This window comes from Mobiluncus mulieris ATCC 35243 (genome assembly GCF_000160615.1).
Classification (GTDB): Bacteria; Actinomycetota; Actinomycetes; order Actinomycetales; family Actinomycetaceae; genus Mobiluncus; species Mobiluncus mulieris.
In genome coordinates, this window is sequence record NZ_GG668519.1 from 608,543 (window position 1) to 634,874 (window position 26,332).

Consider the following 26,332-nt stretch of genomic DNA (forward strand, 5'->3'; position numbering starts at 1 on the left):
GGAATTCCGACAAACTGACGACTGGAATCCAAATAAATTGGCGACTAGATTTACGCTAAATTGACGACTAGCACCTCATGACCCCCAGAAACCCCCGCCGCACCGGCCGATGTACCGGAATCGGGACAAAATGCACAAAATACGCCCAAAAAACCGAGCTTTTAAGCAAATTCTCCCGACTCCGGTACACCCCAGCCACCAGCACCCCCAAAAAATTCCCGCAGACCAAAACCCCAAGACAAAATCCCGTTTTGCCGCTAATCTAAAGAAGGGGCAAGACCCACTCTCCGTTCCGGAGAGGAATCAACGAAGATACTCTAAATAAGGGGGACAAATGAAGAAACTAATCAACGGCGTCGAAGACGTCATCACGGATACTTTACGTGGGGTAGCCGCAGCCGACCCGCGTGTTGAAGTGGACGCAGACTTGAAGGTCATCTATCGCAAGGCGATGAAGTCCGGCAAGGTCGGCCTGGTGTCCGGCGGCGGTTCGGGTCATGAGCCGCTGCACGGGGGCTATGTCGGACACGGTATGTTGGACGCGGCCGCAGCCGGTGAGGTATTCACTTCCCCCACCCCGGAGCAAGTCCTGCTGGCCACCCAAAAGGCCGACCAAGGCGCGGGTGTGTTGCATATTGTCAAGAACTATACCGGCGATGTGATGAACTTCGATATGGCTGCCGAAATGGCCGACGCCGAGGACATCAAGGTGAAGTCCATTGTGGTCGCCGATGATGTGGCGGTGCAAGACTCGCTTTACACGGCCGGGAGGCGCGGAGTTGGCCTGACGGTGTTGGTTGAAAAAATCGTGGGCGCGGCCGCCGAAGCGGGTCGTGACCTGGATGGTTGCCTGGCGGTGGCACAGAAAGTCTGTGACCGGGGTCGTTCCATGGGTATGGCGTTGACCAGTTGCACGGTTCCCGCTGTGGGGCATCCGACCTTTGACCTGCCCGCTGACGAGATGGAAATCGGCATCGGGATTCACGGCGAGCCGGGACGCGAACGCGTCAAGCTGGAGGATGCCAAGTCGATTGCCCGACGCCTGGTAGAGCCGATTCTTGAGGACTACGATTTCAGCGGCGACCCGGTGATTGTGTTGATGAACGGCATGGGCGGCACGCCCCTGTCAGAATTATATTTGATGTACGCCGAGGTCAAAGCCCTGTTGGACACGAAGGGTATCGAAGTGGCACGCGTGTTGGTGGGTAACTATATAACCAGCCTGGACATGGCGGGCTGCTCGGTAACTTTGCTGTCGGCAGATACGGAGTTGTTGGAACTGTTTGATGCTCCGGTGGACACCGCCGGGTTGCGTTGGGGGATGTAAGTTCATGAGTAGCTTCTCTATAGACACCGCGAAAGCCTGGATGCAGGCCTATGCCCAGGTGTTAGAAGAAAACAAGGAATATCTCACCGAGTTGGACTCGGCTATTGGGGACGCGGATCACGGCACCAATATGGCACGCGGCATGAACGCGGCGGTGGAACCCGCGAATCTCGACCAGCCGGATTTGGCTACTTTATTCAAAAAGGTCGGCCTGGCTTTGGTTTCCAAGGTCGGCGGCACAGCTGGTCCGCTCTATGGCACATTCTTTATGCGGGCTGCCAAGGAAACCGGGGATGCGGGAAGCCTGGACGCTGCCGGTTTGTCGCGCGTGTTGCACGCCGGATTGCAAGGGGTGTTGGATCGCGGCAAGGCCGAGCTACAGGACAAAACCATGGTCGATGCTATGACCCCCGCCCTGGAGGCTTTCGATGCGGCGGCGGCCACAGGCTTGACGGCGGCCGCCACCGCTGCCGGAAAAGCCGCCCGCGCTGGTGCCGAGGCCACCACGCCACTGCTGGCACGCAAAGGGCGTGCGTCCTATCTGGGTGAACGCTCGGTGGGACACCAAGATCCGGGGGCTACTTCCAGCGCGTATCTCTTCGAGACGCTTGCGAAAGTCGTAAGCTAAACCAGAACCGTTTCGGGGTGTCCGCTGGTGGTTCCGGTGGGCACCCCGGTATTTAGCGCCAAATCATAACTGTTAGCAAGGAGGAATAATGACTCAGGTCGGTCTGGTGGTTGTCTCGCATTCCCGCGCCTTGGCCGAGGCCGCCGTGGAGCTGGCTCTCATTATGGTGCACGGGGATAAACCGCCGCTAGAAATCGCCGCTGGCACGGATGATGGTGGTTTCGGTACAGACGCGGTGGCGGTGATGGAGGCCATAATGTCTGCTAACCAAGGCGATGGGGTCGCGGTGTTTACCGACTTGGGTTCCGCGTTGACCTCCACGGATATGGCTCTGGAAATGCTAGCGGACATGGGAGAAGAAATCGAGGTGCGCGTGTTGCCAGCGCCTTTTGTCGAGGGGCTGACCGCCGCCGTGGTTCGGGCGGCTCTCGGGTCAGACCTCGACACGATAGAGTCCGAGGCGGTAAACAGCTTGGCTCCAAAGTTGGAACACTTGGGGGTAGCGGAGCCGCCGGTTGCGGGAGCGTTGCCAGGCGCGGCGTCATTAGGCGCCAGCGATTCGGAAGCCCCTCATGAAACCCCACCTGACGCCCAACAGCTTGTCCAAGTGGTGAACCGGGACGGGCTGCACGCCCGCCCCGCTGCGGCTGTGGCTTCCCTGGCGCAAACTTTCCCTGGTGAAGTCATGCTGGATAAATCCGGGCGCCGTGCCAACGCTAAGAGTCCCATCAGTATCGCCACTCTCGCGGTGGCTTGCGGGGATAATGTCCAGGTTTTGGGCTACGGGGAACAAGCCGAGGCGGCCGTGACAGCCATAACCAAGCTAATCGCCAGCGGTTTTGGCGAGGAACGCGGCAAAATCCCCCTCCCAGACACCACCTCTAATTCCACCCCGGACACGACCCCGGCGGCTGTCCCGGCCGCAGAACCCGACTCAAAGCCAGGAACAAACACTCCAACCCCGCCACGCCCCGTCTGGCACGCCCCTTGGGAAACCCCCACAGCCCTAAAACAATAAAATCAGCGACAAAACCCAAGGTCAAAGACCATCGACCCGCGCTGCCTCCAGGGTATTGCCAGAGTCCGGTGCCCTGCCGACGCGAATATCTCGACCAGGAACTTCAAGGTCGGGAGCTAGGCGTGGTTAAAACCTGGGGAAAATCCGCACCACCTCGAAATTCATACTGAATTCTTCATAAGGATTGTATTTTCTTTGCTGAAATCAAATATGCTATTCCCAGCGCCACGGAAATAATCAGAAAACCAACCGCATAATAAACGTAGGTAATAGTTGCAGGGCTTGTGCCCCATACTACAATCACACCTAAGAACAATCCCCAAGAAATTCGGGAAAGGTGCAACAACAGGGCTTGTTTTCGCCAAGCAGTATAAAGATAAGCCAAGAACATAAAGAACCCTGCAACAATCGCGAAAATACGACCCGCCAAATCCGCGTGGGCACAGGCCAAAACCAGCAAAGCAAATGATACGATAGTTATAAACCCTGCTGCAGACCCATCCAGAAATTCCCGATCCCCAGGCTGTAGAATATCTTTTTTCTTACTCATGCCATTCACACCCTTTCTCTCATTGGGGCTTTACCGTATACGTGTATCCGCCATTGGATCCGAAAGAAGGCAGAAATTCGGCCACAATCACCACACCGCTCCCGCCAGCGGCAGCATATGCCACTTCTCCCATGGACATTGTTATCAGCTTAACTACAGCTAACAGTTTGCTTATCTCGGCATTATTAATTTTCGAGGTAACTTGACTAGAACTGTACTTTGATAGCAGCTGCGGGGAGGCTTGAGCACTTATGGGACATGTTTGGCTAAAGCAAAGACTCAGAACCAACGTTGACACAAAAGCGGTTTTCTTCAGCGAAATCATTCCAATTATCCTCCGTGTTGTTATCGTTAGGGGACTTGGACACCCGCGACGCAAGACCGCCTACAAGTTGGATAAAATGTACCATACGGTGTTGTGACTGTCAACGCTTCGATGTGTATTTTATGCATGTTGAGATTGAAATAAGGCTGACCTTGCTTTATTGGTATTTATTTTGTCAGGTCATTTTCAATAAGAGAGATTATGCGCCATGTCTGCATGTAAACGAGTGTACTTCGAAGTTCCGACGAAGAACACGGAGAGATACCCGCGTCCGCCCACACGTATCCTCCCCTGTCCCAGATGCGCCGAGCTCAAACCCAATCCGCCCCCCGCCACCCCCCGTCTGGCACGCCCCTTGGGAATCTTAAAGCCGCTATTCCCCCAAAACACACCCTGGATTCGGTAAAATCAGGGGCGTGCAATATCATCCTGACTTTCTCGGTGCTGGGTTCGAGGCCGCCCGCCTAGACTTGGAACCAGACCAGTTTTCCACGCGTAGTATCACCCTGACCCGATATCTGCCAGCCAAAGACCCCAAGGCCGCACTACCAGACCGGGTCGTGCCAGACAATCTCGTGGTGGGGGGCGCCCCGAGCACTGATTCTTTTACAGTCCTGCCACCAGAGGCTTCCCCCCAACAGCCCGGGGAACCCGGCACTTGCTATCACGAGTCCAGCACTCGCAAGGGCGAGCTACCGCCACCCTTGGCCAAGCCCCTGACGCAAGCCCAGCAGCAAGACCCAGCATGTCTCCGCGAATACCTGAGCCGGGAACTGGACGGCCGGGATTTGCACACCGCCACCAAATGGCAGCTGGCGTCCAGCGACCCGAAATTTGTGCTGGTTTATGTCCACGGTTGGAATGATTACTTCTACCAATCACACCTGGCGCGGATGTTCAACCACCTGGGTGGGGCGTTTTACGCGCTTGACCTGCACCGTTATGGGCGTAACACGCCCCAGTGGCAGGGCAAGCCGTGGAATGGTTACACCGAAGATTTCACGAATTACGACCCGGAGCTAAATTGGGCGGTGGCTCATGCCCGCGAGGAGCATCCCGGTTTGCCGCTGCTGGTCATGGGACATTCTATGGGTGGGCTGGTGGTTTCGGGTTGGGCGGCGCGCCACCACAATGATTTCGATGGCCTTATTTTCAACTCGCCGTGGCTGGTTCACGATGTCAGTGGTGTCCCAGCCGGCGAGCAGTTACGGCGGCTTTTCGCGGATTATGGGCGGGCGAAACGCTTTGCTTTGCCCCAAGGCCCCGACATGGTGTATTCGGATTCCTTGGTGGGCTACCGGGCTATCGGCTCGCCGCTGCCGCGTCGCTTGGTGCCTTTCCAAAATGATCCGAGCGTGGCGGGGTGGATAATCAACCCCAAGTGGCGGATTTTGACGGGTGCCCCGATGGTGACGGGCTGGATTTCGGCGGTGTTCCAAGCCCATCGCTGGCTTGTCACCGAGGCTACGTTCCCGGATAAACCGGTGTTGTGTCTCAGCGGGAATCACCGCTTGGATTCCCGCTACCAGGCCGAAGTCACGCGAGTGGATGCTATCATGAAGCAGCGTCGTGATTTACGACGCACCCAGCATGGTGACTCTCCGTGGCGGCGTTTCTGGCAGGATAACGCCGCTTGGCTTCAAGACCCCTTCCGCACTGCGCGTTCTGTCCCCGGCGTGGATTCCGGCCAGCCGTACGCCTCAGCTTTGGTGGGTTGGACCGAGGCGGCACGCCACACCGACACGGTTTTGAACGGGGAGCTGATTGGGCAACGCGCCCGGGAATTGTTCGGGGATAACCTCACGTTCCGGTTGCTGTCGGGTTACCACGATTTGACTTTGTCCCAGCCGCTGGAGCGGGCACAGTTCTTTGCGGGAATCTCGGATTGGTTGGCCGCCTCCGGTATCCTCGACTGAGGTTTCCCGTCAAAGGGTGGCGTTTCGGGCACCAGTCGGGGTGGCTTGACTGGGTAGCTGCGCCGCGACCGCCGCTCCCGGCGGATTTCGGGTTTCCTTTCGGCTTCATGAGGTGCCAGCCAAAATTGTCGGCATCTCACCGGTTCTGTCTGCGCAACTCTAAACTTTTTGTGCCACTTAGTTTATCGGCTCTTTTTCGGCAAGAAAGCTTGCGCGCTGTGCCTACAAGGAAAAGGCATGCTACTGGGGCTTAGGCACCTCGCTTAGAATTGGTTTCCCCGCAGGCGGTGCCGGCGGGGAAACCAATTAACTCCTCATGAAACCGATTAAACCGACTTCAAGAAATCATCCGTCGAGGAATCACCCCCGGCTTTTTCGGCCACCGCCGCGCGACCTGCCTCGAGGCGAGCCACCGGCACCCGGAAAGGCGAGCAGGACACATAGTTCACGCCTACCCGGTGGAAGAACTGAATCGAGAGCGGATCGCCGCCGTGCTCCCCACAGATACCCATGGACAAATCCGGCTTCGTGGAGCGACCCCGCGCCACGCCTTCGGCGATAACCCGGCCGACCCCGTGCACGTCGATGGATTCAAAGGGGGATACTCCAAAGATTCCGGCCTCGACATACTGGGGGAAGAACACGCCTTCCACGTCATCACGGCTGAACCCCCAGGTGGTCTGGGTCAAATCGTTGGTACCGAAGCTAAAGAAATCGGCTTCTTTCGCTATGGTTTCGGCGGTCATCGCGGCGCGCGGCAGCTCAATCATGCAGCCGACCGGAACCTCGAATTGCACTCCGTATTCGGCCTGCACCGACTTGATGACTTCTTCGGCCTCATCACGCACAATCTGGAGCTCGCGGGTGGAACCAATCAGCGGCACCATAATCTCGGGATGCGGATTCTTGCCTTCCTTCTTCAGCTCGCAGGCCGCTTGTACCAGGGCGCGCATCTGCATCTGGAACAGACCCGGCAGGTAGATACCCAAACGTACCCCGCGCAAGCCCAACATCGGGTTGGCTTCGTGCATGCGGCGCACCGCTTGCAGCATCTTCGTATCGGCCTCGGGCAGTTCCTGGCCTTGGGCACGTGCCACGGCTTCCTTTACTTCCAGACCCAACAAATCCGGCAGGAATTCGTGCAGCGGCGGGTCAATCAAACGCACCGTCATGTGTTTGCCGTCCATGATTTGCAGCATTTCTTTAAAGTCACCCTTCTGCAGGGGCTCCAAAGCGTCCAAGGCTGCCTGGCGCTCCGTCGAGCCTTCCGGCGAGAGGATTAGTCGTTCCACCAAGGGGCGGCGATCGCCGAGGAACATGTGCTCGGTGCGGCACAGCCCAATGCCTTCCGCGCCGAAAGATAACGCCCGTCGGGTGTCTTGAGGGTTGTCAGCATTAGTGCGCACTAACAGTTTACGTACCCGATCAGCGTGGGTCATGGCGCGATCTACGGCTTTAATCAAGTCGATGTCATCCTCGTCGGCTGCCATTTTCAAGGCGGCCTCTAGGCCGTGGGACAGATAGGTGGTAACCGGGGAATCCATCACTGGGACTTTACCGAGGAATACTTCCCCGGTAGAACCGTCGATGGAAATCTCGTCGCCTTCACGCAGTACCTTGTCGCCCACGGTTGCGGTCTTCTCCACCGCGTCCACGGCAATGTTTTCCGCACCTACCACAGCGGTTTTGCCCATGCCACGCGCCACCACTGCTGCGTGTGAGGTTTTCCCGCCCCGAGAGGTCAACACGCCATTAGCTGCCACCATGCCGCGTAGGTCATCGGGATTGGTTTCCCGGCGCACCAAAATACAGGGAACCCCAGCTTTTTCCGAGGCTTCGGCCGCGTCATTATCGAAGACAATTTTGCCAAAGGCAGCGCCGGGCGAAGCCGCCATGCCCTTGGTGAATACCGCCGGTTTGGCCGAAGCATCGAACATGGGGAACATCAGGTTTTGTAACTGTTCGCCGGTGACACGGGTCAAAGCTTCATCGGTGGTAATCAGGCCTTCATCAACCAGCTGCGAGGCGATACGGAAAGCCGCCCCTGCGGTGCGTTTGCCAACCCGGACTTGCAGCATCCACAGTTTGCCACGCTCGATAGTGAATTCGATATCACACATGTCCTGGTAGTGGGTTTCCAGGCGACGCATAATGCCGAGTAGTTCGTCATAGGATTTTTTGTCGTGTTTCTCCAGGTCTGTCAGGGCTTCAGTGTTGCGGATACCCGCCACCACGTCTTCGCCTTGGGCATTCATTAGGATGTCGCCGTAAACCCCGGGGCGTCCCGAGGAGGGGTCGCGGGTAAAGCACACCCCGGTACCGGAGTCTTCACCCATATTGCCAAACACCATGGTCACAATGTTGACGGCAGTGCCCAGTTCGTGGGGGATGCGTTCACGCCGGCGGTAAATCCGGGCGCGTTCCGAATTCCAAGAGCGGAATACGGCCTCGATGGCCATATCCAGCTGGACGCGCGGCTCTTGTGGGAAGGGTGTGCCGGTTTCTCGTTGGACAATGGCTTTGAATTGTTCGGTCAGTTCTTTCAAGTCCTCAGTGGTCAAATCGGTATCAGCCTTGGTGCCGCGCTGATGCTTCATCGAGTCGAGCGCGTCCGAGAATAAATCCCCATCGATGTCTTGCACGGTTTTACCAAACATTTGAATCAAACGGCGGTACGAATCCCAAGCAAAGCGTTCATTGCCGGACTTAGCGGCCAATCCCAGCACGGATTTATCGTTCAATCCCACATTCAAAACGGTTTCCATCATGCCAGGCATCGAGAATTTCGCCCCGGAACGTACCGAAACCAACAGCGGATCCTCGGGGGCTCCCAGCCTCCGTCCCACATTTGCTTCAACTTCCCGTAAAGCCTTGGTGACTTGGACGGTCATCTCTTCGGGAACCGTACCGTCGCGCAAATATGCCCGGCAAGCATCAGTGGTGATGGTGAATCCGGGAGGAACTGGCAATCCCAGGTTGTTCATTTCGGCCAGGTTTGCGCCCTTGCCACCCAAAAGATCCTTCTGATCTTTATTGCCTTCCTCGAATCGGTAAACATATTTAGGCATAAATTAAGCCTCCATTATCGTCGTGTTTTGTGCGCCAAACGCGCCGCTCCCATCCTAACAATTTTTGGCGCTCTCGCCTATACGATACAAAAAGCTCTTTACGCAATCTTTACTTTGTGGTTCTGTCTGGCTCTAACGAATCCCGTTAGCCCCTCTATGCCCGACTCGGATTGCCTACTGTGTTTGCTTTCCGACACTCGTTACGGCCAGCACTGTCCACACTCGCCCCTGAGTGTCAACCAGGTGATAAACCGGCATGGAGACGATACTGCCGTCTTTTTGCTTTACAGGCGCATTAGCTAGCTTTGCTTCCACCAATTCGATTTTGCCGACAATTTTTGCTGGGGCTTTACCCAGCGGGTCGAATACGTCTATCGGACCGAATTTCGGGTCGTTTAGTCGTTCCACTGCTTGTTTTTCAGAGATAACCTGATAGTCCCCTACTTTGGTTTCTCTACCAAGATTGGCTCGAATCGAGGCCAGTCCTTTGGAGGAAACCACGGCTCTCCAGGTTTGAGTCTGGGTTTGTCCCGGCATTTTAACGGGCACATCAACAGTGGTCAGGCCGTCTTTTTGGACTGCCCCGACCTGAGTGCTCACCACGGTAGCGCCTAAGGATTTGGCCACCTTGTTAACTTCTTCCACAGCCTGTTGCGCGGAGGGGGCTTCCCCGGCCACTTTCATCACGCAGTTGGCGGGACTCGGAGAGGGCGACTGGGTCACCTGTGATTCCGCTATATCGGTCTGGTCTGGAGTGGTAAGGTTTTCTGCGGTTTCATGAGGTGCTGGCTCGCTCGGCGGTTCTGTGTCCGAATTCCGGCGGGTCAAAACCCGCAGTTCACCAATCTCAACGGCTTCATCTCTCGGGGCTATACCCGGGTAATAGTTGTAAACCTGGGTCTCGCCAGAAGCCACGCCAGGAGCCTCGGTTTCTTTCCCCGGTTTATCCGGATTAGTGGAAGTCCCGTGAGTGACAGTACTGTTAGGATTCGCCATACCGGGACGCACTGCCGGGGGCACGGCCTCGGTGGGGGTTTCTGTTGGCGTCACCTGCGGTTGCTTCGGAGTCGGTTTTACTTCCGGCAGTTCCGGGCGTGGCACCGGTTCCCCCTTGGGAGGTATTTTCGGGTTGGTCGGGCGATTCGACGGCGACGTATTTCCCCCGGAATTCCCGGATGGTTGTGTTGAAGAGCTGGGTTTCGGACTTTCGTTGCGCCTGCCCAGTTCCACATTTCCATCCCCGGGGGTTACCGGCACGCACTCCATCCGCAAAGCGGCGGGATTACTGAAGTCTAACGAGGTTAACTCACCCACGGTCACGGTCAGAACGGCTCCGCTGGTGTCTTTCACGATGAATCCGGATTCGTTCTTTTTAACCGCACCTTTAATTCCCAGAGAATCAGCTACTTTCTGGATTTTCCCAGAGGAAACCTCCGCGCCTTGGCTCAACCGGTAGACCGGAGCCTTGGTCGTGGCGGTCGAGAAATCTTCGGCCGCTACAAAGTCGACTTCACCGACTTCGGAAAGTCGTTCGGCCGCTCCCGGAATCGCGGGACGCAGTTTCGCTGCTTCCAAGCGAGGTGAACTTTGGTAGGTTGGTCGTCCGGAATCCTCGGGGTGTGGAACTGTGGTGTCCCCTTGACCGAGTGTTGCCCAGCCGGTCAATCCCACTGCGGTAACGGTGGCTGCAGCACTTAACCCCCACCACCACGAGTGTTTCGAGGCACCGGCGCGCGGATGTAGCGCCACCACATTATCGGAGGCAACAGTTTCAGCTTCAACTACCCCAGCGTTCGCTGCTGGCGTAAATTCTAAACCTTGTGCTGACATTTTCGCAGCTATCTTCGCCCGCAAAGCCGTTATATCAATTTCGAGATTCTGGGCAGGGTCAAGCTCACTTAGGGCATGAAGTCCCTCGGTGTGGCTTTCGCGGTGTTCCACGTCCCTGTCCTTTCTTGCTATCTCTAGGTTTTCTCGGTTCGGCTTGGGCGTTGGCGGATTCATGAGGTGCTAGCCGTAATATGCTCAAAACTTCTAGTACCCAGCTCTCCTGTTTCTCAAGCCTTGCAATTAGTATCTGTAAGCAACACGGCGTTTCTTACAGGCGATTAAGTATTCCGTGCTATCGCCTCTTCCAGTCGTTTCCGCGCCCGTGACAGTGCCACATCAGCGGCGTTTCGAGACACTCCCAGATAATCCGCCAGGGCTTGTCCGGTCAGCCCTTCCCAGGCAACAGCGAGAATGATTTCTCGGTCGCGCTCGGAGAGTTCTGCCAGCACGGTGCGCATCCCCTGGTTTTCCATCACCAAGCTCGCTGGGTCATTGCTATCCACCGAGTCCAGGCTCTCCGTAGCATCCCCCAGCGGCAAAGATTTCTTTTTCCTAAACCAGTTGGATAGAGTCAACCCGGCGGTCTTGTACAGCCAAGGCAGCTCTGCGCCGTCAGGGACTTCATCTCTTTTGCGCCACAGCACCACAAAAGTTTCTGCCGCTAAATCTTCGGCTTCCGCGTAAGCACCACGCCGGTACAAGAATTTGACTATGGCCTTACCATGTTCAGAGAATACCGACTCGAACCACTGTTCATCATGCGCGGCGGTCATCTAGAGAAATCCTCCGTAAACAGGTACCAGGGGTCGAAAGGCTCAAATCCAAAGCCTACCTACATTTCTAGGTATTTTACCGTTTTATGACCTAGCTGCTCAATCGTTTGGAGCTAGATTCTCCAAACGATTGAGCGCCTGCGTTCACTCAAGTCCGATGCCTAGCTTGGTTCACCAGTACTTCCCGGCATTCCACCGCTACCACTATTGTCCTCAGAGGTGTCCCCAGCGTTTTCCGGCTGGGATTGGGGACTCGCCGGACTCCCCACTGTCACCGCTTGAGAGTCTTCAGCTTGTTGCGCGGCGAGTTCAGCTTCCCGAATGGTGGCGGCAGTTACATCCTCAAGTCGGTGACGCTTCGAGGCACGCCCTTCGGGCAAGCCGTCTTGACCAGTGAAAGTGAAGGTGGCGGCATCGTCGAATTCCCAGTCGATACCGTTTACCTTGTCCTCCGAAGCATGTTTGATAAACTTCGGATCCACATCGGCAAGCACCGTCTGTCCTTCGTGCAGCTCGTTGAACAGGATTTTTTCGGACAACACGTCTTCGATTTCGCGTTGCACTGCCCGACGCAAGGGGCGCGCCCCCAGAGTCTTATCAAATCCCTTGTACGCCAGCAAAGCTCGAGCCTCCGGGGTCAGTTTGATAGCCATGCCTTGTTCCAGCATCCGATCATCGAGTTTCTTAATCATCAAATCGACAATCTTGAGGATTTCCTCCTTTTGCAGCTGCGGGAACACTACGACTTCATCTACACGGTTCAAGAATTCGGGGCGGAAATGCTGTTTGAGTTCTTCTTGTACTTTGCCTTTCATCCGCTGGTAGTCGGTGGCCAGCTCCCCGCTAGCTTGGAAACCGGTCAACACCCCCTTGTTGATGTCGCGGGTACCCAAGTTCGTGGTCATGATGATAATCGTGTTCTTGAAATCCACCAAGCGCCCTTGGGAATCGGTAAGGTGGCCTTCCTCCAACACCTGCAGCAGCGAGTTGAAAATATCGGGGTGAGCCTTTTCTACTTCGTCAAACAACACCACGCTAAAGGGTTTACGGCGCACCTTTTCTGTCAGCTGCCCGCCTTCATCGTAACCTACGTACCCAGGCGGGGAGCCAAACAAACGTGACGCGGTGTGCTTCTCGGAGAATTCAGACATATCGAGTTGAATCAAAGCATTTTCGTCCCCGAACAGGAACTCTGCCAGCGCCTTGGCCAGCTCGGTCTTACCTACCCCGGTGGGGCCTGCGAATATAAACGAACCGCCGGGACGCTTGGGGTCTTTCAAACCGGCACGAGTACGGCGAATCGACTGGGACACAGCTTTCACCGCTTCGTTTTGACCAATAATCCGCTTATGCAGTTCGTCTTCCATGCGCAACAGCTTCGATGACTCCGCTTGGGTCAGCTTAAACACGGGAATTCCGGTGGCCATCGCCAAGACTTCAGCAATCTGCTCCGCATCGACCACTAACTTGGTTTTATCTTCACCCGAACGCCACTGTTCTTCCTTTTCGGCGCGTTCCGAAGCCAGCTTCTTTTCTTCGTCGCGCAGGCTCGCGGCTTTCTCGAAGTCCTGAGCATCGATAGCAGCCTCTTTCGCACGTCGGGTTTTCGCAATTTTCTCGTCTACTTCTTTGAGTTCCGGGGGGGCAGTCATTCGCTGAATACGCAGGCGTGCCCCCGCCTCGTCAATCAGATCGATAGCTTTGTCCGGCAAGAACCGGTCGGAAATATAGCGGTCGGCCAACTGCGCGGCACTAGCAACTGCCGCGTCGGTAATCATCACCCGGTGGTGGGATTCATACCGGTCGCGCAGCCCCTTCAAGATTGCCACGGTTTCTTCCACGCTGGGTTCCTCGACTCTAACAGGCTGAAAGCGCCGTTCCAAAGCAGAGTCTTTCTCAATGTACTTGCGGTATTCTTCCAGGGTGGTTGCTCCGATGGTTTGCAGTTCCCCGCGCGCCAGAATCGGTTTCAAGATGGACGCCGCATCTATAGCACCTTCAGCCGCGCCGGCACCTACCAAAGTGTGAATCTCGTCAATAAACAGGATAATGTCACCGCGAGTACGGATTTCTTTCAGAACTTTTTTCAACCGTTCTTCGAAATCACCGCGGTACCGCGAACCCGCGACTAATGAACCCATGTCCAAAGAATAAAGCTGCTTGTCCTTCAGGGTTTCGGGTACATCCCCACGCACAATACTTTGGGCCAGACCTTCAACTACAGCGGTTTTACCGACCCCGGGTTCACCCACCAAAACCGGATTGTTCTTGGTGCGACGCGACAGAATCTGCATCACCCGCTCCATCTCTTTGGTGCGCCCAATAACGGGGTCAAGTTTGTTTTCTTGCGCTGCCTGGGTCAAGTTGCGCCCAAATTGATCCAGCAGCGCCGAGTTGCCGCCCCGGGGGTTGTCGGCACGACCCCCGCCAACGCCAACCACGTCACGGTCACTACCCGGCGCATTTCCTCCCTGGAATCCACTGAGCAATTCGATAACAGTTTGGCGCACGGTGTTCAAATCCGCCCCCAGGTTCACCAACACCTGCGAGGCCACCCCGTCACCCTCGCGCAGCAAACCCAGCAGAATATGTTCGGTGCCAATATAGTTGTGCCCCAGCTGTAAGGCTTCACGCATCGAGTATTCCAAAACTTTTCGCGCCCTCGGAGTAAAGGGAATGTGCCCGGTGGTGGGTTGTTCGCCTTCCCCAATAATCTCAATAACTTGGGCACGCACAGCCTCGAGGGAAATCCCCATGGTTTCCAGGGCACGCGCGGCTATCCCGTCACCCTCATGAATCAAGCCCAACAGTAAATGTTCGGTGCCAATATAGTTTTGGTTCAAGCGCCTGGCTTCGTCTTGCGCCAACACCACCACGCGACGCGCCCGATCCGTAAATCTTTCAAACATTGGTTCCCCTCGTTTCTCTCACTTACACTCTAAGCCACCGCGCGGTGCTTTGCCGGCCTTGTTCACTACTGGCGGAGCGCTCTAAAACTCCAACAGTATGGTAAAAGGACCGTCATTGGTAAAGCTAAGCTGCATATCCGCCCCGAATACACCTCGTTCCACGCGCATCCCCATGCTTTCTAGCGCGACGCAGACCTCTTCTACCAGTGGGGCTGCGGTTTCCCCTGGAGCGGCACGAACCCATGAGGGGCGGTTACCTTTGCGGGCATCTCCGTAGAGCGTAAACTGACTGACGACCAGTACTGGCAGTCCCAAATCCAGGGCGGAAACTTCTTTGCCGCGCGCCTCGGCCAGTTTTTCCGAACCGGCCACATCCGTGTCATAGGCTCCCGGACCATCAAAAATTCGCAAATTAGCTACTTTACGTGCCACGGTCTGAGCCTCTTTCGGGGTATCTGTCGGGGTGACGCCCACCAATACCACCAGTCCTGGCCCTTCAAAACTGCCAGAAACCTTCCCTTCTACACTGCAACTCGCGCCTTGGGCACGTTGCACCACCGCTCGCATCTTGCCTCCTGTACTGCACTAATTCCCAATCCGAACGAGTGATTCCCCGCCCAATCCACTTTACCAGGGGGTGGGAGGCCGATTATTCGTGCCTCTCCCACCTCGGCGGTTTTGCCGCCAATACGTCACGGCGGGACGCACATCGGCTAGGTACACCCCCGGAATTATCAACGCTGTTAAAGCCCCAAACAATCCCACAGGACCAGCGGGAGTGAGTGCCAGAAAAGAAATCACTACAGCCAAACCATTCAGCAAGGCCCAAAAGTTACGGGTTCGTTTCCCTTCTGAAATAAAAGCTTGCTCCGGGGTGGTCAGCGTGTGATACAAGGCATAGCCAGACAGCACCATCACCACCGCTACCAAGGCAAACACCAGCCACATTTGCACATAGTTGATGATTCCGAACAGGCTTATCATTGCTTGTTTCCTTTCATTCCGATACCAATCCCCCGCTTGCCCTGCGGGGTAGTGCCTTTCCCGAAATTCCCTAAACCACCCAGTTTCCGTCCGTTTCCCCCGCGATGTGCCCGCATCCCTAGACCGGTGGCAAGCTTGGTGGCATCGAAACGTTTCGGGTTGTCCCCGCTGGGGTTCACGATTATAGTTTGCGCCGCGCGCACGGGATTTCCCTCCGGCCCAATCAGTTCCAGCAGCGCCTCGGGGTCGGTTTGCCGTTTCACCACGCCCAGAGCAATCTGACCGTCAGTGGGGTGATACGCCACCGAGGTCAAATTCCCCACCGGTTCTCCCGTCATAGCGAGTCGCAACTCAGTTCCTATCCGAGGCAACTCCTCGCTTGTCCCGTCTAAATCCAGAAACACCAGCCGGCGGGGTGGCCTCCCCCGGTTCACCAGTTTCGCGACGGTTTCTTGGCCGGTATAGCAGCCTTTATTCAAGGACACCGCGCTGCGCAGCCAATCGAGTTCGTGGGGCAGCATTCCAGGCATCCCTTCGCGTCCCAGTCGGGGTCGCCACCGGGCAATCCTCACGGCTTCCCATACCCCTAAATCCGCTTCTACCAGGTGGTTTGCCGCAGCCTGAGCTTCGAAGGTGGGGATGTTTTCCGGGGGTATCACGGCGAGGATTCTTTTTTCGGGTTCATGAGGTGCCAGCCCGGGATGCGATGCTTCGGGAAGAGTATAGACCGTGGTCTCTCCTACGGGTCGCGGCCAGGGGTCAATCCACACCACCTTCGCGAGTTCACCCAGACTGGCACCTAATGAACCCGCCAACACCACCGCCCCAGTGTCGCGCAATCCTAGCGAGGAACCCAGAAACCCGAGCACCACAAATTCTTGGCTACAATCAGTAATTTCCACCTTGCTTCGGAACCGCATTGCGTCCAGGAAAACCCGGGTAGCCTCGGGTACTTCCGTTAAAATCCAGGTATTATGACCGTCATCAACCAGGTAAAAAGCCAGTTCAATGCGCCCTTGCACATCTAGAACCAGGGCTTCGCTACCAACCCCTGGGGCGAGCCCAGCCAGCTTCTGGGTGGTAACGGTTTCCAGCCAGGATAACCTCGAATCACCGCTGACTCGTATCACTCCCAGGGGTACCCGCACAAAACCTGAACCGGTCAGGAGCTCATGGCCGCCACGATAGCCCGCCGACACTGGTAACCCTGGCCAGTCACGGTTTACTTGCGGATAAATTTCCACCTGTTCTCCCCTTTGTTTCCTAGAGTTCCCGTTTCTGTCCGACGATTTACTGATTTCAAGGCAAAACCGAGCCTTCCCCCACCAGCAGTCGAGCCAGTACATACACCGGAATCCCGGCCGCTAAAACCGGGATTAATGCCTGCGAGAAAACCGCACTGATAGTGGCCGGAGCCATGTCGGCACTAAACATCACCGTCAGCGACGCAAACATCAAACCGATTACGAGTCCCAGTACCACCCCAGAGGCTATAGCTGCAGGCAAGGCAGACAGGTGTTCCCCGGTGAAAATCATAAGATTTTCACGCATAACACTATACCAAACCATGATGAGTATCCCAGCGATAGCTCCGAAGAGCATAGAAAATGCCAGGGTGGTTCCCGCACGCGCTTTGACACTCCAGTTGGCGCTAATCCCCATTCCGGCGCATCCGCCCAACAAGGTTAAAGCGGCAGGAACCAGCAAGAAAAACCACATCGCATCCTTTTCCAGGACAATCCACGCCCCGCTGGTAGAGACCACCAGTAAACCCGCCACATTTCCCGACACAGATAACAGCAAATCGTGGCGGGGATAACGCCACATTTCAACTCCAAAAGCCGCCACTATCCCCAGCCCCACTATTTCAGTCACTATCGAAAAATCCCCGAAAGTTCTCGCGGCAAGTACCACGAGGATTCCCACCCCTCCAACCAGAGCCGCCGTAGCAGTGGGAGCCGGCAGGCGAATCAGGCGAGCCCACCCGAAAGCAAAACTCACCACACCAATGGCAGTTGCTACCGTCAAGATTTCGCGGGGCAACAAAAACAGTACCGCCAATAACAGGCACGCCACAGCAGTGACGATTTCAGGATGGGCACACAACACCCGACCCACGAGACTCTCAGGAACTTTCGGCAGCTTCTCCAGATGCGCCTGGGCGTGAACGCTGCGTCGGTCGCGCCGTTTAATTACCACCGTGTCGGTCATAGCTGGGCTTTGTGGACTTGGTTTCACCACATTTCGTGACGCTGATTCAGAACTTTGCTGATTGTCATACCCCGTTGCATCCGGACGGGGCACGGCCGACGGTTGGAACGGGGTTGCAGCATTCATGTTCAGATTATTTCACACAATCGTTGGGGTTTCACCTTTGGCGAAACGCTGGAGAGCCGGTTCTAAAAACTTCGCAGGCTCCAGTTACCTGGAGCCTGCGCGACATCAGCACCGCAAAGCGCCTGTCGGCGCGAAGGCCGCTCGTAGCGGCAGTTAATGGAGCCCGGGGCTTTCGCGACACCGATGTCTTGATTAAAAGATACCCCACTGTGGAGTGTTTCGCCAGTGCTTTGAAAAATAAATTAAAAACTGTGGGGTTTAACCTGACAATTCTTGTTCTAAAGGCGCTAGCGGTAAATACCGTTCCATTCCCAGTAACTTTGCTTCGCCTGCCTGCGAGTACCCAAAGTGCGACACCATGATTTCAGCCAAACCCAGTGGACTCCAATTGGCTTCCCTTTTACCCCGAAAGCTCTCGCCAGCTGTCTGTTGTATTTGGGCTACGAGAGACTCTAAAACGGGACGGTGACTGCAAATCACAACCCCGCTACTCATGAGCCCTTGGGAAACACAAGCTGACAGTAAAGCCTGCGCCGTTTCCGGATGCGACGCAAAGCCCGCCTCGCTAAGTGCCGCCGTATATTCAGCGGCGATTCCAGTCGCCTCCAGGTATGGTTCCACGCTAAGCGCGGCGCGTTTCCATGGCGAGGTCACTACCCGAGACACTCCGAAAGCCGCCAACACGGGCACCATGTCTCGAGCTTGTCGGCATCCCTTTTTCCGCAACGGTCGCAGGGCGTCATCGCCCGCCCAGTCCTCGCGAGCCTTAGCCTTGGCGTGACGAAACAGTACCACCGGCGCACTGCAGCCCCACCCGGCAGCTAGCAACTGCCCGGCGCGCCGAGCTAAACCCCGATCAAACTCTTGGGTCAATAGCTGCGCGGCCTGGTCAATTCCTACCCAACGCACTTCGTCGATTTCTTTTTTAGAAGCCGGATGGACGTGGGGACGAGCCCGCAGAGCGGGCGTGTCACGCGGAGCGGCCAGCCAGTAGGTAACCTGCTTGTCGATGCCGTCCACCGGATAGTTAGTCACTGCCAGGCGCGAGCCCAGGCACACCTGATAGCCAGTTTCTTCTGCTATCTCGCGTACGGCCGCAGCCGGAAGCATCTCATCGGATTCAAGTTTGCCTTTCGGGAAGGACCAATCGTCGTATTTCGGACGGTGCACCACCAGAATCTCGAAACCTACAGGTTCGGGAGCCGGACGCCACACAATCCCTCCGGCTGCGTAAATTCCATAGCGGCGTGTACACCGGGGGTGGGACGAATCTGTCATGGACAGTTTCTCCCTACCACGCGTGACGAAGTCTGTGCCATCAGGGTTTCTTGAATGTCTTCGAGGCGGTTGCCGGCATCGTCGGCAGTAACACGCACCCACTGCTGGTCGGGCATGAGTCGCCAGGAAGATGTCAGGTCAGACACACCTTTACGCACCACTTCTATCAGGTATTTGACCTGCTCCGGGTTGATTATACGTACCAAGGCTTCCACGCGACGATCGAGGTTGCGGTGCATCAAATCCGCCGAACCAATCCACACCTGCGGATTGCCATCATTAGCGAAGGCATAGACCCGAGAGTGTTCCAGAAAACGCCCCAAAATTGACACGACGCGGATGTTTTCGGAAAGTCCCGGGATTCCCGGTTTCAGCGAACAAATCCCGCGAACCTGGACATCGACTGGCACCCCGGCCTGCGAGGCGCGATAGAGCGCATCGGTCATGCGCTCATCCACTATTGAATTCGCTTTGAACAGAATCCAGGCGGGTTTACCAGCCTGGTGGTTGGCAATTTCTTGTTCTATCCCGGCCAGTAGCCCGTCACGGATGGAACGTGGCGCCACCAGCAAACGGTGGAAAGTCGAACGTGGTGCATAGCCAGAGAGCTGGTTGAATAAACGGGTCAAGTCTTGGGCCACATCGCGGTTGACTGTCAACAAACCAAGATCTTCATAGCCACGCGCGGTTTTGGGATGATAGTTACCGGTGCCCACGTGACAGTAACGTTTCAAACCGTCGGGTTCTTGACGCACCACCAGGCACAGTTTGCAGTGGGTTTTCAGCCCTACCATGCCATAGACCACGTGTACCCCGTAGCGTTCCATTTTGCGAGCCCAGCTAATGTTCGCGGCCTCATCAAAACGCGCTTTTATTTCCACAATCGCCACGACCTGTTTTCCGGCGCGCGCCGCATCAATTAGGGCCTGAACAATTGGGGAATCCCCCGAGGTTCGATACAGGGTTTGCTTGATAGCCAACACATTGGGGTCATTGGCAGCTTGCACCACGAACTGTTGCACCGAGGTAGCAAAAGAGTCATAGGGCAGGTGAATCAGTACGTCGTGCTCACGAATCGCCGCGAACAAATCCTGGGATTTAGCGGATTCTTTCTCGGCCAAACCCGCTGGAGTCACCGGAACATAGGGGGGATACTTCAGTTCGGGAATATCCAAATTATGAAGATCGTTGAGCCCACGTAAGTCCAACGGGCCGGCCAAACGAAACACATCCGAGGCACCTATCTCGAGATTTTCGGTCAAGAAATCCAAGATATAGGCTGGCATTTTCTCGGTTACTTCCAGGCGTACCGCCGGTCCAAACCGACGTTTAGCCAGTTCGGATTCCATCGCGGTCAAGATGTTTTCCGCATCGTCTTCTTCTACTTCCAAGTCTTCGTTGCGGGTAACCCTGAAAGGATGAGATTCCACTATTTCCATCCCCGGGAACAGGTGGTCAAGATGGGCAGCAATAATCTGCTCCATGGGTACAAAATTGACAGCCTCTCCACTCAGAATTCGCTCTGACGGGTCATTTTCCACGCCCTGTTCGCTTAACGGTACAAAACGCGGCAACTGCGCTGGTACCTTCAGGCGAGCAAAGTGATCCTTGCCGGAGCTAGGATTTCGCACCAGAATCGCTAGGTTCAGAGCCAAACCGGAGATAAAAGGAAAAGGGTGAGCCGGATCTATAGCCAGAGGCGACAGAATCGGGAACACCTGGTTGCGAAAATACCGGTGCAGGGCGTTTTTCTGAGTGTCGTTGAGTGCCTCCCAGTCGGTAATCACCAATCCGGCCTTATCGAGTTCCGGACGGATAGTTTCTTGAAAGTAGTGATACACATTTCCGGTCATCTCATGGGAACGACGGCTGATTTCGCCTTCTAGCTGCCTCGGGGTTAACCCCGAGGATGACACGGTGGCAAATCCGGCGGCGATACGACGTTTCAGTCCGGCGACTCGCACCATATAGAACTCGTCGAGGTTGGAACAGTAAATCGTTAAAAACCAAGCACGTTCCAACAGCTTTAGCTGCTCGTCTTGCGCTTGTTCGAAAACCCGTTGATTGAAAGCCAACCAGCTTAGCTCTCTATCAGCGAAACGTCCCTTGGGGAGTCTCGGCATTCCTTTGGCGGTCAGTCCCGGTTCAGTTTGCAGCTGCAGGGGCGGATGGTCTTGAACTTTGGTTGAAATGTTCCCTCGACTGCTGGTCAAGGCATCCGTGCTGGCTATTGCCACAGACTGGGGCGGACTTTTTACTGATTCGTTTTGTTCTGGTTCCACAAAATCGGCATCATCGTATTCCTGGGATCCCGCAAAAACAGAGGCATCTTTAGGGAACATCTCTTCTGCCTTAGCACCTTCGAAAGGGAATTTACGTTCCTCCTCGACCCGGGTACCAGCCGGGGCTTCCGACAGCCCGGGCGGGGTGGCAAGTTCCGTTTCGGGATTGTCGTGATTTTCACTCATTAGCGCAAACGTCCTTCCCGGTAGAGGGTGGCGGAGTCAAAGAGTTCCTGAGCGGTGTTCATCAGGGCGTCGTCTCGCATCGTGACGGGATTAGCCAGGGGATTGGTGGGGTCTTCTTTCATCCACACTTCTTCACTGGCGGCCAACACTCGTAACACGGCTTGGGATTCTTCCAAGAAATCTGCAAAATCACCGGTGAAATCTCCAGTCATAATAGTGCCCAGACGTTTGTGCCACCCCAGAAAATCCAAGGTGCGCGCCCCCTGAACATCAATGAATTGAGAGAGTTTCGGGCTGGTCAAGCCCTGTTGGAAACGCCTGGACACGCCTTGGGGAAAACGTTTTATCCATTCATCTATCAACAGTAGCCGCCACAGGGTACCCGGCAAGGTTTCCGCCGGGGAATGCGACCACAGTTCCGCCAGGTCGTCAATCCCGTGGGTTTTCAGATAGCTCAACAGGCGCTCGCGGGTTTCCGCATCGGGGTCAGACCATTCTTCCCGGGGTGCTTTAATCAAAATACGTGCAGAGGTGTGCGCGGATTCACTAGACAGGGCGGGGTCTTCCTCACCTTCCAAATATTCCAGGGTCTCAGGGTCAATGATTGCGGGTCGGCGGGGTTTTCTCGTCTCCATAGGTCTTTCCTCCTGTGTCTAAAGCCTGGTTCAATTATGCGAGATTTTACTCAGATATGGGTGATTTTAGCTGCCCAAGAAATCTCAACCTGCATTTTTTACCCCCAAAATTTTGCCTCCAGTTTTGTTCCGCCAAACTTTCCGCTATAATCTTTCTTCGGGCCTATAGCTCAGTTGGTAGAGCAGCGGACTTTTAATCCGTGGGTCGGGGGTTCGAGCCCCCCTGGGCCTACTAAATGGATAAAATCACAGGTCAAAGCATTTCAAGGTCACGAAAACGGGGAAACACCCCAAACCTAAAGAACAACTAGATAAGCGACACTTAGCCTGCGGTTATGCTGAAATGTGTGCAAGTCCCCGGTTTCCCTTGTCTGAACCTACAATTCTTTTTCCCGAAACACCTATAATGGTGGCGAGCGAGAAACGGGAGGAATACCAATGGAAGAGAAATCCAGGAAACGTGCTTTACTGATTGTGGACGTACAGCCGACTTTTTGTGAAGGGGGAGCTCTCGCTTGTAAAGGCGGCAACGCCGTAGCCGAGAGAATCGCAGATTTCGTTACCGAAAATCAAGATGAATACGTTTTGCTCGTCACCACGCAAGATTGGCATATTAATCCGGGTTCTCACTTTTCCGATGACCCAGATTTCGTTGATTCCTGGCCTCCTCACGGGGTGGCGGGCACCCCTGAGGCCGAAGTTCACGATGCCATCGCCGCCTTACCAATCGATGAATCCGTGAAAAAAGGCCAATACGCGGCGGCTTACTCCGGATTTGAAGGGATTAACAAAGATGGTGCCACTTTGGAGGAAATTCTGCGCGCCGCCGAAATCACCGAAGTGGACATCGTGGGGATTGCGGAATCGCACTGTGTCAAGGACACGGCTCTGGATGCCATTGATTTAGGGTGGCCGACCCGGGTATTTTCTGATTTGACAATCCCGGTATCCGAGGAACTCGGCCAGGCTGCCCGCGAGGAAATGCGCGCGGCCGGTATTGACCAAATCCCCAGCGACGAGGCCTTTACAGAAATCCAACCGCTCCAGAAATAACCTGTAACCCAGGTTAGATGCCATCCAAAAACCGTCAGGTTAACCTAAAAAGTCCCGCCAGGCGGGACTTTTGGTGGCTCCGACCGGCGTCGATCCGGTGACCTAACGATTTTCAGTCGTTCGCTCTGCCAACTGAGCTACAGAGCCAGCAGTTCGAGCGATTTACACTCAAACCTGCGACCCTGACGGGACTTGAACCCGCGACCTCCGCCGTGACAGGGCGGCGCGCTAACCAACTGCGCTACAGGGCCTAACGCTTGCAGTCTTTACAGACTGCGGTACTCCCAACGGGATTTGAACCCGTGTTGCCGCCGTGAAAGGGCGGAGTCCTAGGCCGCTAGACGATAGGAGCGTCGCCTAACCTTTCGGATTAGGACTTGAAATAGTTTAAGGCATAAATCCCTTTTACGCAAAATCGAGTCCAGAGCCCACCCGTTACACAGCGCGCCCCGGGGCTTTCAAAGTCCTTTTCCCCCGGAAAACTGCTAGGTTTTAGGTATGTGTTTTTGGCCCGTTTCCCCATTGTTTCCCGGAGGATTAACTACTAGTGGAGACACTCCCAAAGTACCTCCACAGCCAAATCCCACCCCCACCACCCCAGTTGACCAGGTAATCGAGGCCTCCATAGACGTGGTGGCTGCACTTATATCCTGTTCAACCGGGGCGTTCATCATGCTGGTATCCACCCAATTAACGTGGTTTTTCTTACGACGGCTGGGTAGACTACATCCTTTCATCAAATACTTCGAACGCCGTTCACGTATTTCGGGCAGTATCGCGGCTTTCTTGCTGGGAGTGCATCTGGGCTGGTTGTGGTCGATGCACGGGGTTCCTGGCGCGTGGATAGATTTGGTGGGTCACACCCTGTTGATTATCACAATTCTGGGAGTTACCTGGTGGTTAATGCGCCTGTGCGCGGTACTCGAAGACCTCACCCGAACGCATCGCGAGAATGACAAAAAACCCAGCCGTCTCCTGACCCAAGCCCAGGTGTTGCATCGGGTACTCCAGGCCTTTTTCGCGGTGACCGGGGCGAGCGTAATCGCGCTTTCTTTCCCCCAGGCGCGCGTTGCAATGGGCTCGGTCTTGGCTTCGGCGGGGATTATCTCACTGATTGCTGGTATCGCCGCCCAGGGGTTATTGGCGAACATGTTCGCCGGAGTCCAGATTGCTTTTTCAGACTCGATTCGAGTCGGTGATTTGGTGGTGGTTCATGGCGAGTCGGGCACCATCGAGGAAATCACCTTGACCTACGTGGTGGTGTTGATGTGGGATGGGCGGCGCCTAATCTTGCCGTCCAAAAAGTTCACCGAAGATGCCTTTGAGAACTGGACAAAACGCGATGCCCAGCTACTGGGTACGGTCGAAATTCACGCGGATTGGCGTCTACCAGTGCCGTCTTTACGTAACGAGGTAGATCGTCTCTTGAATGACACTGATTTGTGGGATGGCCGCACTGCAAACGTCCAGGTGACAGATTCTTCGGCGGATGGCATGGTGGTTCGGGTTGCGGTCAGCGCCCCAAATTCGGGGGACTTATGGGATTTGCGTTGTTACCTGCGTGAACACTTAATTGATTGGATTCAAGCGGAGGCTCCCTATGCGCTCCCACGACAGCGTTTGGAACCCCAGCAGGTTGAAACGGTGTCTTTACCGGCGGATAAAATTGCGATGGAACGTCAGCTGCGATACTCGGTTATCGCCGAGAATCACGCGCAAAACGCACGTCGTCGCGAAGAGGCCGCCGAGGCACGCAAGGAAGCTGCTTATGCCACGGATCCTTATGGTGAGCCAATTCTCGAACAGTATGCTCGCAAATTGCTGGATAAGCGACGTTCTTGGCGCGCCAAAGCGCGGGATTTGGATCTCTCTACAGCCGAGACTGATGAATGTACCGATGATAGTGCCGCCGCCTTTGACGCCTCTGACTTGGCGCAAACGAAGGTATTCTCCCCCACCACCACGATTTCCACGGAACGTTTTTATTCGGGTTCCCCGGATGCCGAAAAGCGCCGCGAAAAACTCACCGGCGCAAGTCGCGATTCTAAATCTACGTCGAATTCCGAACTAGCGTCTCATGAATCCGAAACTTCATCCAAGGACGCGCCGTGACTAACCCAAAGTCTAACCCCGGAAACCGCAAGAAGCTCCCCGCCGCTTTACGCATGAAGCTGCGCCGGTTCCCGCTACCCGAACAAGTAACTCCCACCCCGCTAGCGTCAACGGATTACCTACGGATTGTTACTTTCAATCTGCACCACGGCAAGCCCCCGAGTGGATGGCCAGATGCGGATTTAGGGGGGTTGGTGGCACCTGCAAAGCAGCACAGCACCCCTCGTCAGTGGTGGGCTCACTTTCTGGCCAGTATGTTTGGACCGAGCACCGCTTCGGCGCGAGCCGTAAACGCGGCTGGCGCCTTAGAGGACACAGCAGCGGTGTTGCGAGAGCTACGCCCGGATATTATTTGTCTGCAAGAAGTCGACAAGGGACAGCGTCGTTCCGGCTACTTACCGGAAGCCGAGTTCCTGGCTAATGCGATAGGCATGCCATATTGGCGCATGACAGCGGCTTTTGCGGGTGCCATGTCCGGACTGCGCCGTCGGCCGGTGCATACGAATATTACCCGCGAGAACGGCTACGGTATCGCAATGCTCTCGCGCTGGCCGGTGAAATCTTGGCATGTGAAACGTCTGGGACGCGCCCGGTGGAGTTTACAGTGGGGTTCGGGGTTTTGGCGCGGATTTTCCAAGGGGTTTCTGACGGGTTTGAAGTCCCTACCGGCGGCGATGCCTGGGGTGCGCCTGATTCCCGGTGAAATGCGTGTTTTGCAAGCCGCCCTGATTTTGACGCCTTTCGGTACCATCGCAGTGGGGAACACCCATCTAGACACCCATCGGGGTACGGCACAAAGTCAGTTGCGTCGAGCCTGGCGTTCCGTGTTGGAATTATCGCGGCATTCAGGAGTGTTGACGGGGGATTTCAACTTGTATGCGGATGATGCCGCAGCCGCTTTAGGTCTTCTAGATCAGACAATGCGTCCCTCTTGGCACGGAGCGACCCAATCTTTTCCAGTCAAGGTTCCCCAAAAAACTTTTAATCAGTTGCTAGCGGCGGGCTGGGTGCCGGTAGCCGCACCCCGGGCGCTGCGGCTACCGGTTTCTAATCACTTGGCGGTGATCTATGACCTCAAACCTCGCCCGGTGACCCACTAGGCAAAAATGAACCGCCAGGTA

The 26,332-nt window shown here is 55.7% G+C and carries 19 protein-coding genes and 4 tRNA genes; 8 read left to right on the forward strand and 15 right to left on the reverse strand.

The features are described from left to right. Nucleotides 1-334 precede the first annotated feature (334 nt). The 3 genes from dhaK to dhaM all read left to right on the forward strand — a co-directional run bounded on the left by dhaK (nucleotide 335) and on the right by dhaM (nucleotide 2,973). The gene (gene dhaK / locus HMPREF0577_RS07730; protein ID WP_004013254.1) at nucleotides 335-1,327 is read left to right on the forward strand and encodes a dihydroxyacetone kinase subunit DhaK; all 993 of its coding nucleotides are present in this window, start codon (nucleotides 335-337) and stop codon (nucleotides 1,325-1,327) included. Between the two features lie 4 nt (nucleotides 1,328-1,331). Beyond that, a complete protein-coding gene (gene dhaL / locus HMPREF0577_RS07735; protein WP_004013255.1) occupies nucleotides 1,332-1,955 on the forward strand; it encodes a dihydroxyacetone kinase subunit DhaL in 624 nt (207 codons plus the stop codon). 88 nt (nucleotides 1,956-2,043) lie between these two features. Then, entirely contained in the window at nucleotides 2,044-2,973 is a 930-nt protein-coding gene (gene dhaM / locus HMPREF0577_RS07740; RefSeq protein ID WP_004013256.1) for a dihydroxyacetone kinase phosphoryl donor subunit DhaM, read from the forward strand. 175 nt (nucleotides 2,974-3,148) lie between these two features. Here dhaM and HMPREF0577_RS07745 read toward each other — a convergent pair whose 3' ends face one another. Further along, complete coding sequence (locus tag HMPREF0577_RS07745) at nucleotides 3,149-3,523, reverse strand: hypothetical protein (protein ID WP_004013257.1); 375 nt, start codon at nucleotides 3,521-3,523, stop codon at nucleotides 3,149-3,151. Nucleotides 3,524-4,264: 741 nt separating this feature from the next. Between HMPREF0577_RS07745 and HMPREF0577_RS07755 the strand changes: the two genes are divergently transcribed. After that, nucleotides 4,265-5,764, forward strand: coding sequence for an alpha/beta hydrolase (locus tag HMPREF0577_RS07755; protein WP_004013259.1), 1,500 nt, complete (start codon nucleotides 4,265-4,267; stop codon nucleotides 5,762-5,764). Between the two features lie 326 nt (nucleotides 5,765-6,090). Here the strand turns inward: HMPREF0577_RS07755 and ppdK are convergent, their stop codons facing one another. The 11 genes from ppdK to HMPREF0577_RS07810 all read right to left on the reverse strand — a co-directional run bounded on the left by ppdK (nucleotide 6,091) and on the right by HMPREF0577_RS07810 (nucleotide 22,046). Further along, the gene (gene ppdK, locus HMPREF0577_RS07760) at nucleotides 6,091-8,832 is read right to left on the reverse strand and encodes a pyruvate, phosphate dikinase (protein ID WP_004013260.1); all 2,742 of its coding nucleotides are present in this window, start codon (nucleotides 8,830-8,832) and stop codon (nucleotides 6,091-6,093) included. A gap of 174 nt (nucleotides 8,833-9,006) precedes the next feature. Continuing rightward, on the reverse strand, nucleotides 9,007-10,836 hold the full coding sequence (locus HMPREF0577_RS07765) for a hypothetical protein (protein WP_004013261.1): 1,830 nt from the start codon (nucleotides 10,834-10,836) through the stop codon (nucleotides 9,007-9,009). A gap of 104 nt (nucleotides 10,837-10,940) precedes the next feature. Next, on the reverse strand, nucleotides 10,941-11,435 hold the full coding sequence (locus HMPREF0577_RS07770) for an RNA polymerase sigma factor (protein ID WP_004013262.1): 495 nt from the start codon (nucleotides 11,433-11,435) through the stop codon (nucleotides 10,941-10,943). A gap of 161 nt (nucleotides 11,436-11,596) precedes the next feature. Further along, nucleotides 11,597-14,344 (reverse strand): ATP-dependent Clp protease ATP-binding subunit, encoded by a 2,748-nt coding sequence (locus tag HMPREF0577_RS07775; protein WP_004013263.1) that lies wholly within the window; start codon nucleotides 14,342-14,344, stop codon nucleotides 11,597-11,599. Nucleotides 14,345-14,425: 81 nt separating this feature from the next. Beyond that, a complete protein-coding gene (dtd, locus tag HMPREF0577_RS07780) occupies nucleotides 14,426-14,911 on the reverse strand; it encodes a D-aminoacyl-tRNA deacylase (protein ID WP_004013265.1) in 486 nt (161 codons plus the stop codon). A gap of 60 nt (nucleotides 14,912-14,971) precedes the next feature. Next, nucleotides 14,972-15,328, reverse strand: a complete 357-nt coding sequence (locus HMPREF0577_RS07785; protein ID WP_004013266.1) for a DUF2516 family protein — start codon at nucleotides 15,326-15,328, stop codon at nucleotides 14,972-14,974. Further along, nucleotides 15,325-16,572 (reverse strand): CAF17-like 4Fe-4S cluster assembly/insertion protein YgfZ, encoded by a 1,248-nt coding sequence (gene ygfZ / locus HMPREF0577_RS07790; RefSeq protein ID WP_036342618.1) that lies wholly within the window; start codon nucleotides 16,570-16,572, stop codon nucleotides 15,325-15,327. The genes HMPREF0577_RS07785 and ygfZ overlap by 4 nt, the downstream gene beginning before the upstream one ends. Before the next feature lie 55 nt (nucleotides 16,573-16,627). Beyond that, nucleotides 16,628-17,665 (reverse strand): beta-carotene 15,15'-monooxygenase, encoded by a 1,038-nt coding sequence (locus tag HMPREF0577_RS07795; protein WP_231282652.1) that lies wholly within the window; start codon nucleotides 17,663-17,665, stop codon nucleotides 16,628-16,630. A gap of 258 nt (nucleotides 17,666-17,923) precedes the next feature. Next, a complete protein-coding gene (locus HMPREF0577_RS07800; protein ID WP_004013269.1) occupies nucleotides 17,924-18,943 on the reverse strand; it encodes an NUDIX hydrolase in 1,020 nt (339 codons plus the stop codon). After that, nucleotides 18,940-21,411: an RNA degradosome polyphosphate kinase gene (locus HMPREF0577_RS07805; RefSeq protein WP_004013270.1), complete on the reverse strand. Its 2,472-nt coding sequence runs from the start codon at nucleotides 21,409-21,411 to the stop codon at nucleotides 18,940-18,942. The genes HMPREF0577_RS07800 and HMPREF0577_RS07805 overlap by 4 nt, the downstream gene beginning before the upstream one ends. Next, nucleotides 21,411-22,046, reverse strand: coding sequence for a hypothetical protein (locus tag HMPREF0577_RS07810; RefSeq protein ID WP_004013271.1), 636 nt, complete (start codon nucleotides 22,044-22,046; stop codon nucleotides 21,411-21,413). The genes HMPREF0577_RS07805 and HMPREF0577_RS07810 overlap by 1 nt, the downstream gene beginning before the upstream one ends. Nucleotides 22,047-22,205: 159 nt before the next feature. Here HMPREF0577_RS07810 and HMPREF0577_RS07815 point away from each other — a divergent pair. Together HMPREF0577_RS07815 and HMPREF0577_RS07820 are read left to right on the forward strand one after the other, a co-directional pair. Beyond that, nucleotides 22,206-22,278, forward strand: a tRNA-Lys gene (locus tag HMPREF0577_RS07815). Nucleotides 22,279-22,484: 206 nt separating this feature from the next. Beyond that, a complete protein-coding gene (locus HMPREF0577_RS07820; protein ID WP_004013272.1) occupies nucleotides 22,485-23,099 on the forward strand; it encodes an isochorismatase family protein in 615 nt (204 codons plus the stop codon). Nucleotides 23,100-23,170: 71 nt separating this feature from the next. Here the strand turns inward: HMPREF0577_RS07820 and HMPREF0577_RS07825 are convergent. The 3 genes from HMPREF0577_RS07825 to HMPREF0577_RS07835 form a co-directional block, all read right to left on the reverse strand. Next, nucleotides 23,171-23,246, reverse strand: a tRNA-Phe gene (locus HMPREF0577_RS07825). 30 nt (nucleotides 23,247-23,276) lie between these two features. Further along, nucleotides 23,277-23,350 (reverse strand) — tRNA-Asp (locus HMPREF0577_RS07830). 28 nt (nucleotides 23,351-23,378) lie between these two features. Then, nucleotides 23,379-23,451, reverse strand: a tRNA-Glu gene (locus HMPREF0577_RS07835). A gap of 146 nt (nucleotides 23,452-23,597) precedes the next feature. Here HMPREF0577_RS07835 and HMPREF0577_RS07840 point away from each other — a divergent pair. After that, complete coding sequence (locus HMPREF0577_RS07840; protein ID WP_004013999.1) at nucleotides 23,598-25,211, forward strand: mechanosensitive ion channel family protein; 1,614 nt, start codon at nucleotides 23,598-23,600, stop codon at nucleotides 25,209-25,211. Further along, nucleotides 25,208-26,311: an endonuclease/exonuclease/phosphatase family protein gene (locus HMPREF0577_RS07845; protein ID WP_248613760.1), complete on the forward strand. Its 1,104-nt coding sequence runs from the start codon at nucleotides 25,208-25,210 to the stop codon at nucleotides 26,309-26,311. Before HMPREF0577_RS07840 ends, HMPREF0577_RS07845 begins: the two co-directional genes overlap by 4 nt. The last annotated feature ends 21 nt before the right edge of the window (nucleotides 26,312-26,332 follow it).

Bases quoted from the DNA above. Each gene is read 5' to 3' on its own strand.
- dhaK (WP_004013254.1), top strand. From the start codon at position 335: ATGAAGAAACTAATCAACGGCGTCGAAGACGTCATCACGGATACTTTA.
- dhaL (WP_004013255.1), top strand. From the start codon at position 1,332: ATGAGTAGCTTCTCTATAGACACCGCGAAAGCCTGGATGCAGGCCTAT.
- dhaM (WP_004013256.1), top strand. From the start codon at position 2,044: ATGACTCAGGTCGGTCTGGTGGTTGTCTCGCATTCCCGCGCCTTGGCC.
- HMPREF0577_RS07745 (WP_004013257.1), bottom strand. From the start codon at position 3,523: ATGAGTAAGAAAAAAGATATTCTACAGCCTGGGGATCGGGAATTTCTG.
- ppdK (WP_004013260.1), bottom strand. From the start codon at position 8,832: ATGCCTAAATATGTTTACCGATTCGAGGAAGGCAATAAAGATCAGAAG.
- HMPREF0577_RS07765 (WP_004013261.1), bottom strand. From the start codon at position 10,836: ATGAATCCGCCAACGCCCAAGCCGAACCGAGAAAACCTAGAGATAGCA.
- HMPREF0577_RS07770 (WP_004013262.1), bottom strand. From the start codon at position 11,435: ATGACCGCCGCGCATGATGAACAGTGGTTCGAGTCGGTATTCTCTGAA.
- HMPREF0577_RS07775 (WP_004013263.1), bottom strand. From the start codon at position 14,344: ATGTTTGAAAGATTTACGGATCGGGCGCGTCGCGTGGTGGTGTTGGCG.
- dtd (WP_004013265.1), bottom strand. From the start codon at position 14,911: ATGCGAGCGGTGGTGCAACGTGCCCAAGGCGCGAGTTGCAGTGTAGAA.
- HMPREF0577_RS07785 (WP_004013266.1), bottom strand. From the start codon at position 15,328: ATGATAAGCCTGTTCGGAATCATCAACTATGTGCAAATGTGGCTGGTG.
- HMPREF0577_RS07795 (WP_231282652.1), bottom strand. From the start codon at position 17,665: ATGAATGCTGCAACCCCGTTCCAACCGTCGGCCGTGCCCCGTCCGGAT.
- HMPREF0577_RS07800 (WP_004013269.1), bottom strand. From the start codon at position 18,943: ATGACAGATTCGTCCCACCCCCGGTGTACACGCCGCTATGGAATTTAC.
- HMPREF0577_RS07805 (WP_004013270.1), bottom strand. From the start codon at position 21,411: ATGAGTGAAAATCACGACAATCCCGAAACGGAACTTGCCACCCCGCCC.
- HMPREF0577_RS07810 (WP_004013271.1), bottom strand. From the start codon at position 22,046: ATGGAGACGAGAAAACCCCGCCGACCCGCAATCATTGACCCTGAGACC.
- HMPREF0577_RS07820 (WP_004013272.1), top strand. From the start codon at position 22,485: ATGGAAGAGAAATCCAGGAAACGTGCTTTACTGATTGTGGACGTACAG.
- HMPREF0577_RS07840 (WP_004013999.1), top strand. From the start codon at position 23,598: ATGTGTTTTTGGCCCGTTTCCCCATTGTTTCCCGGAGGATTAACTACT.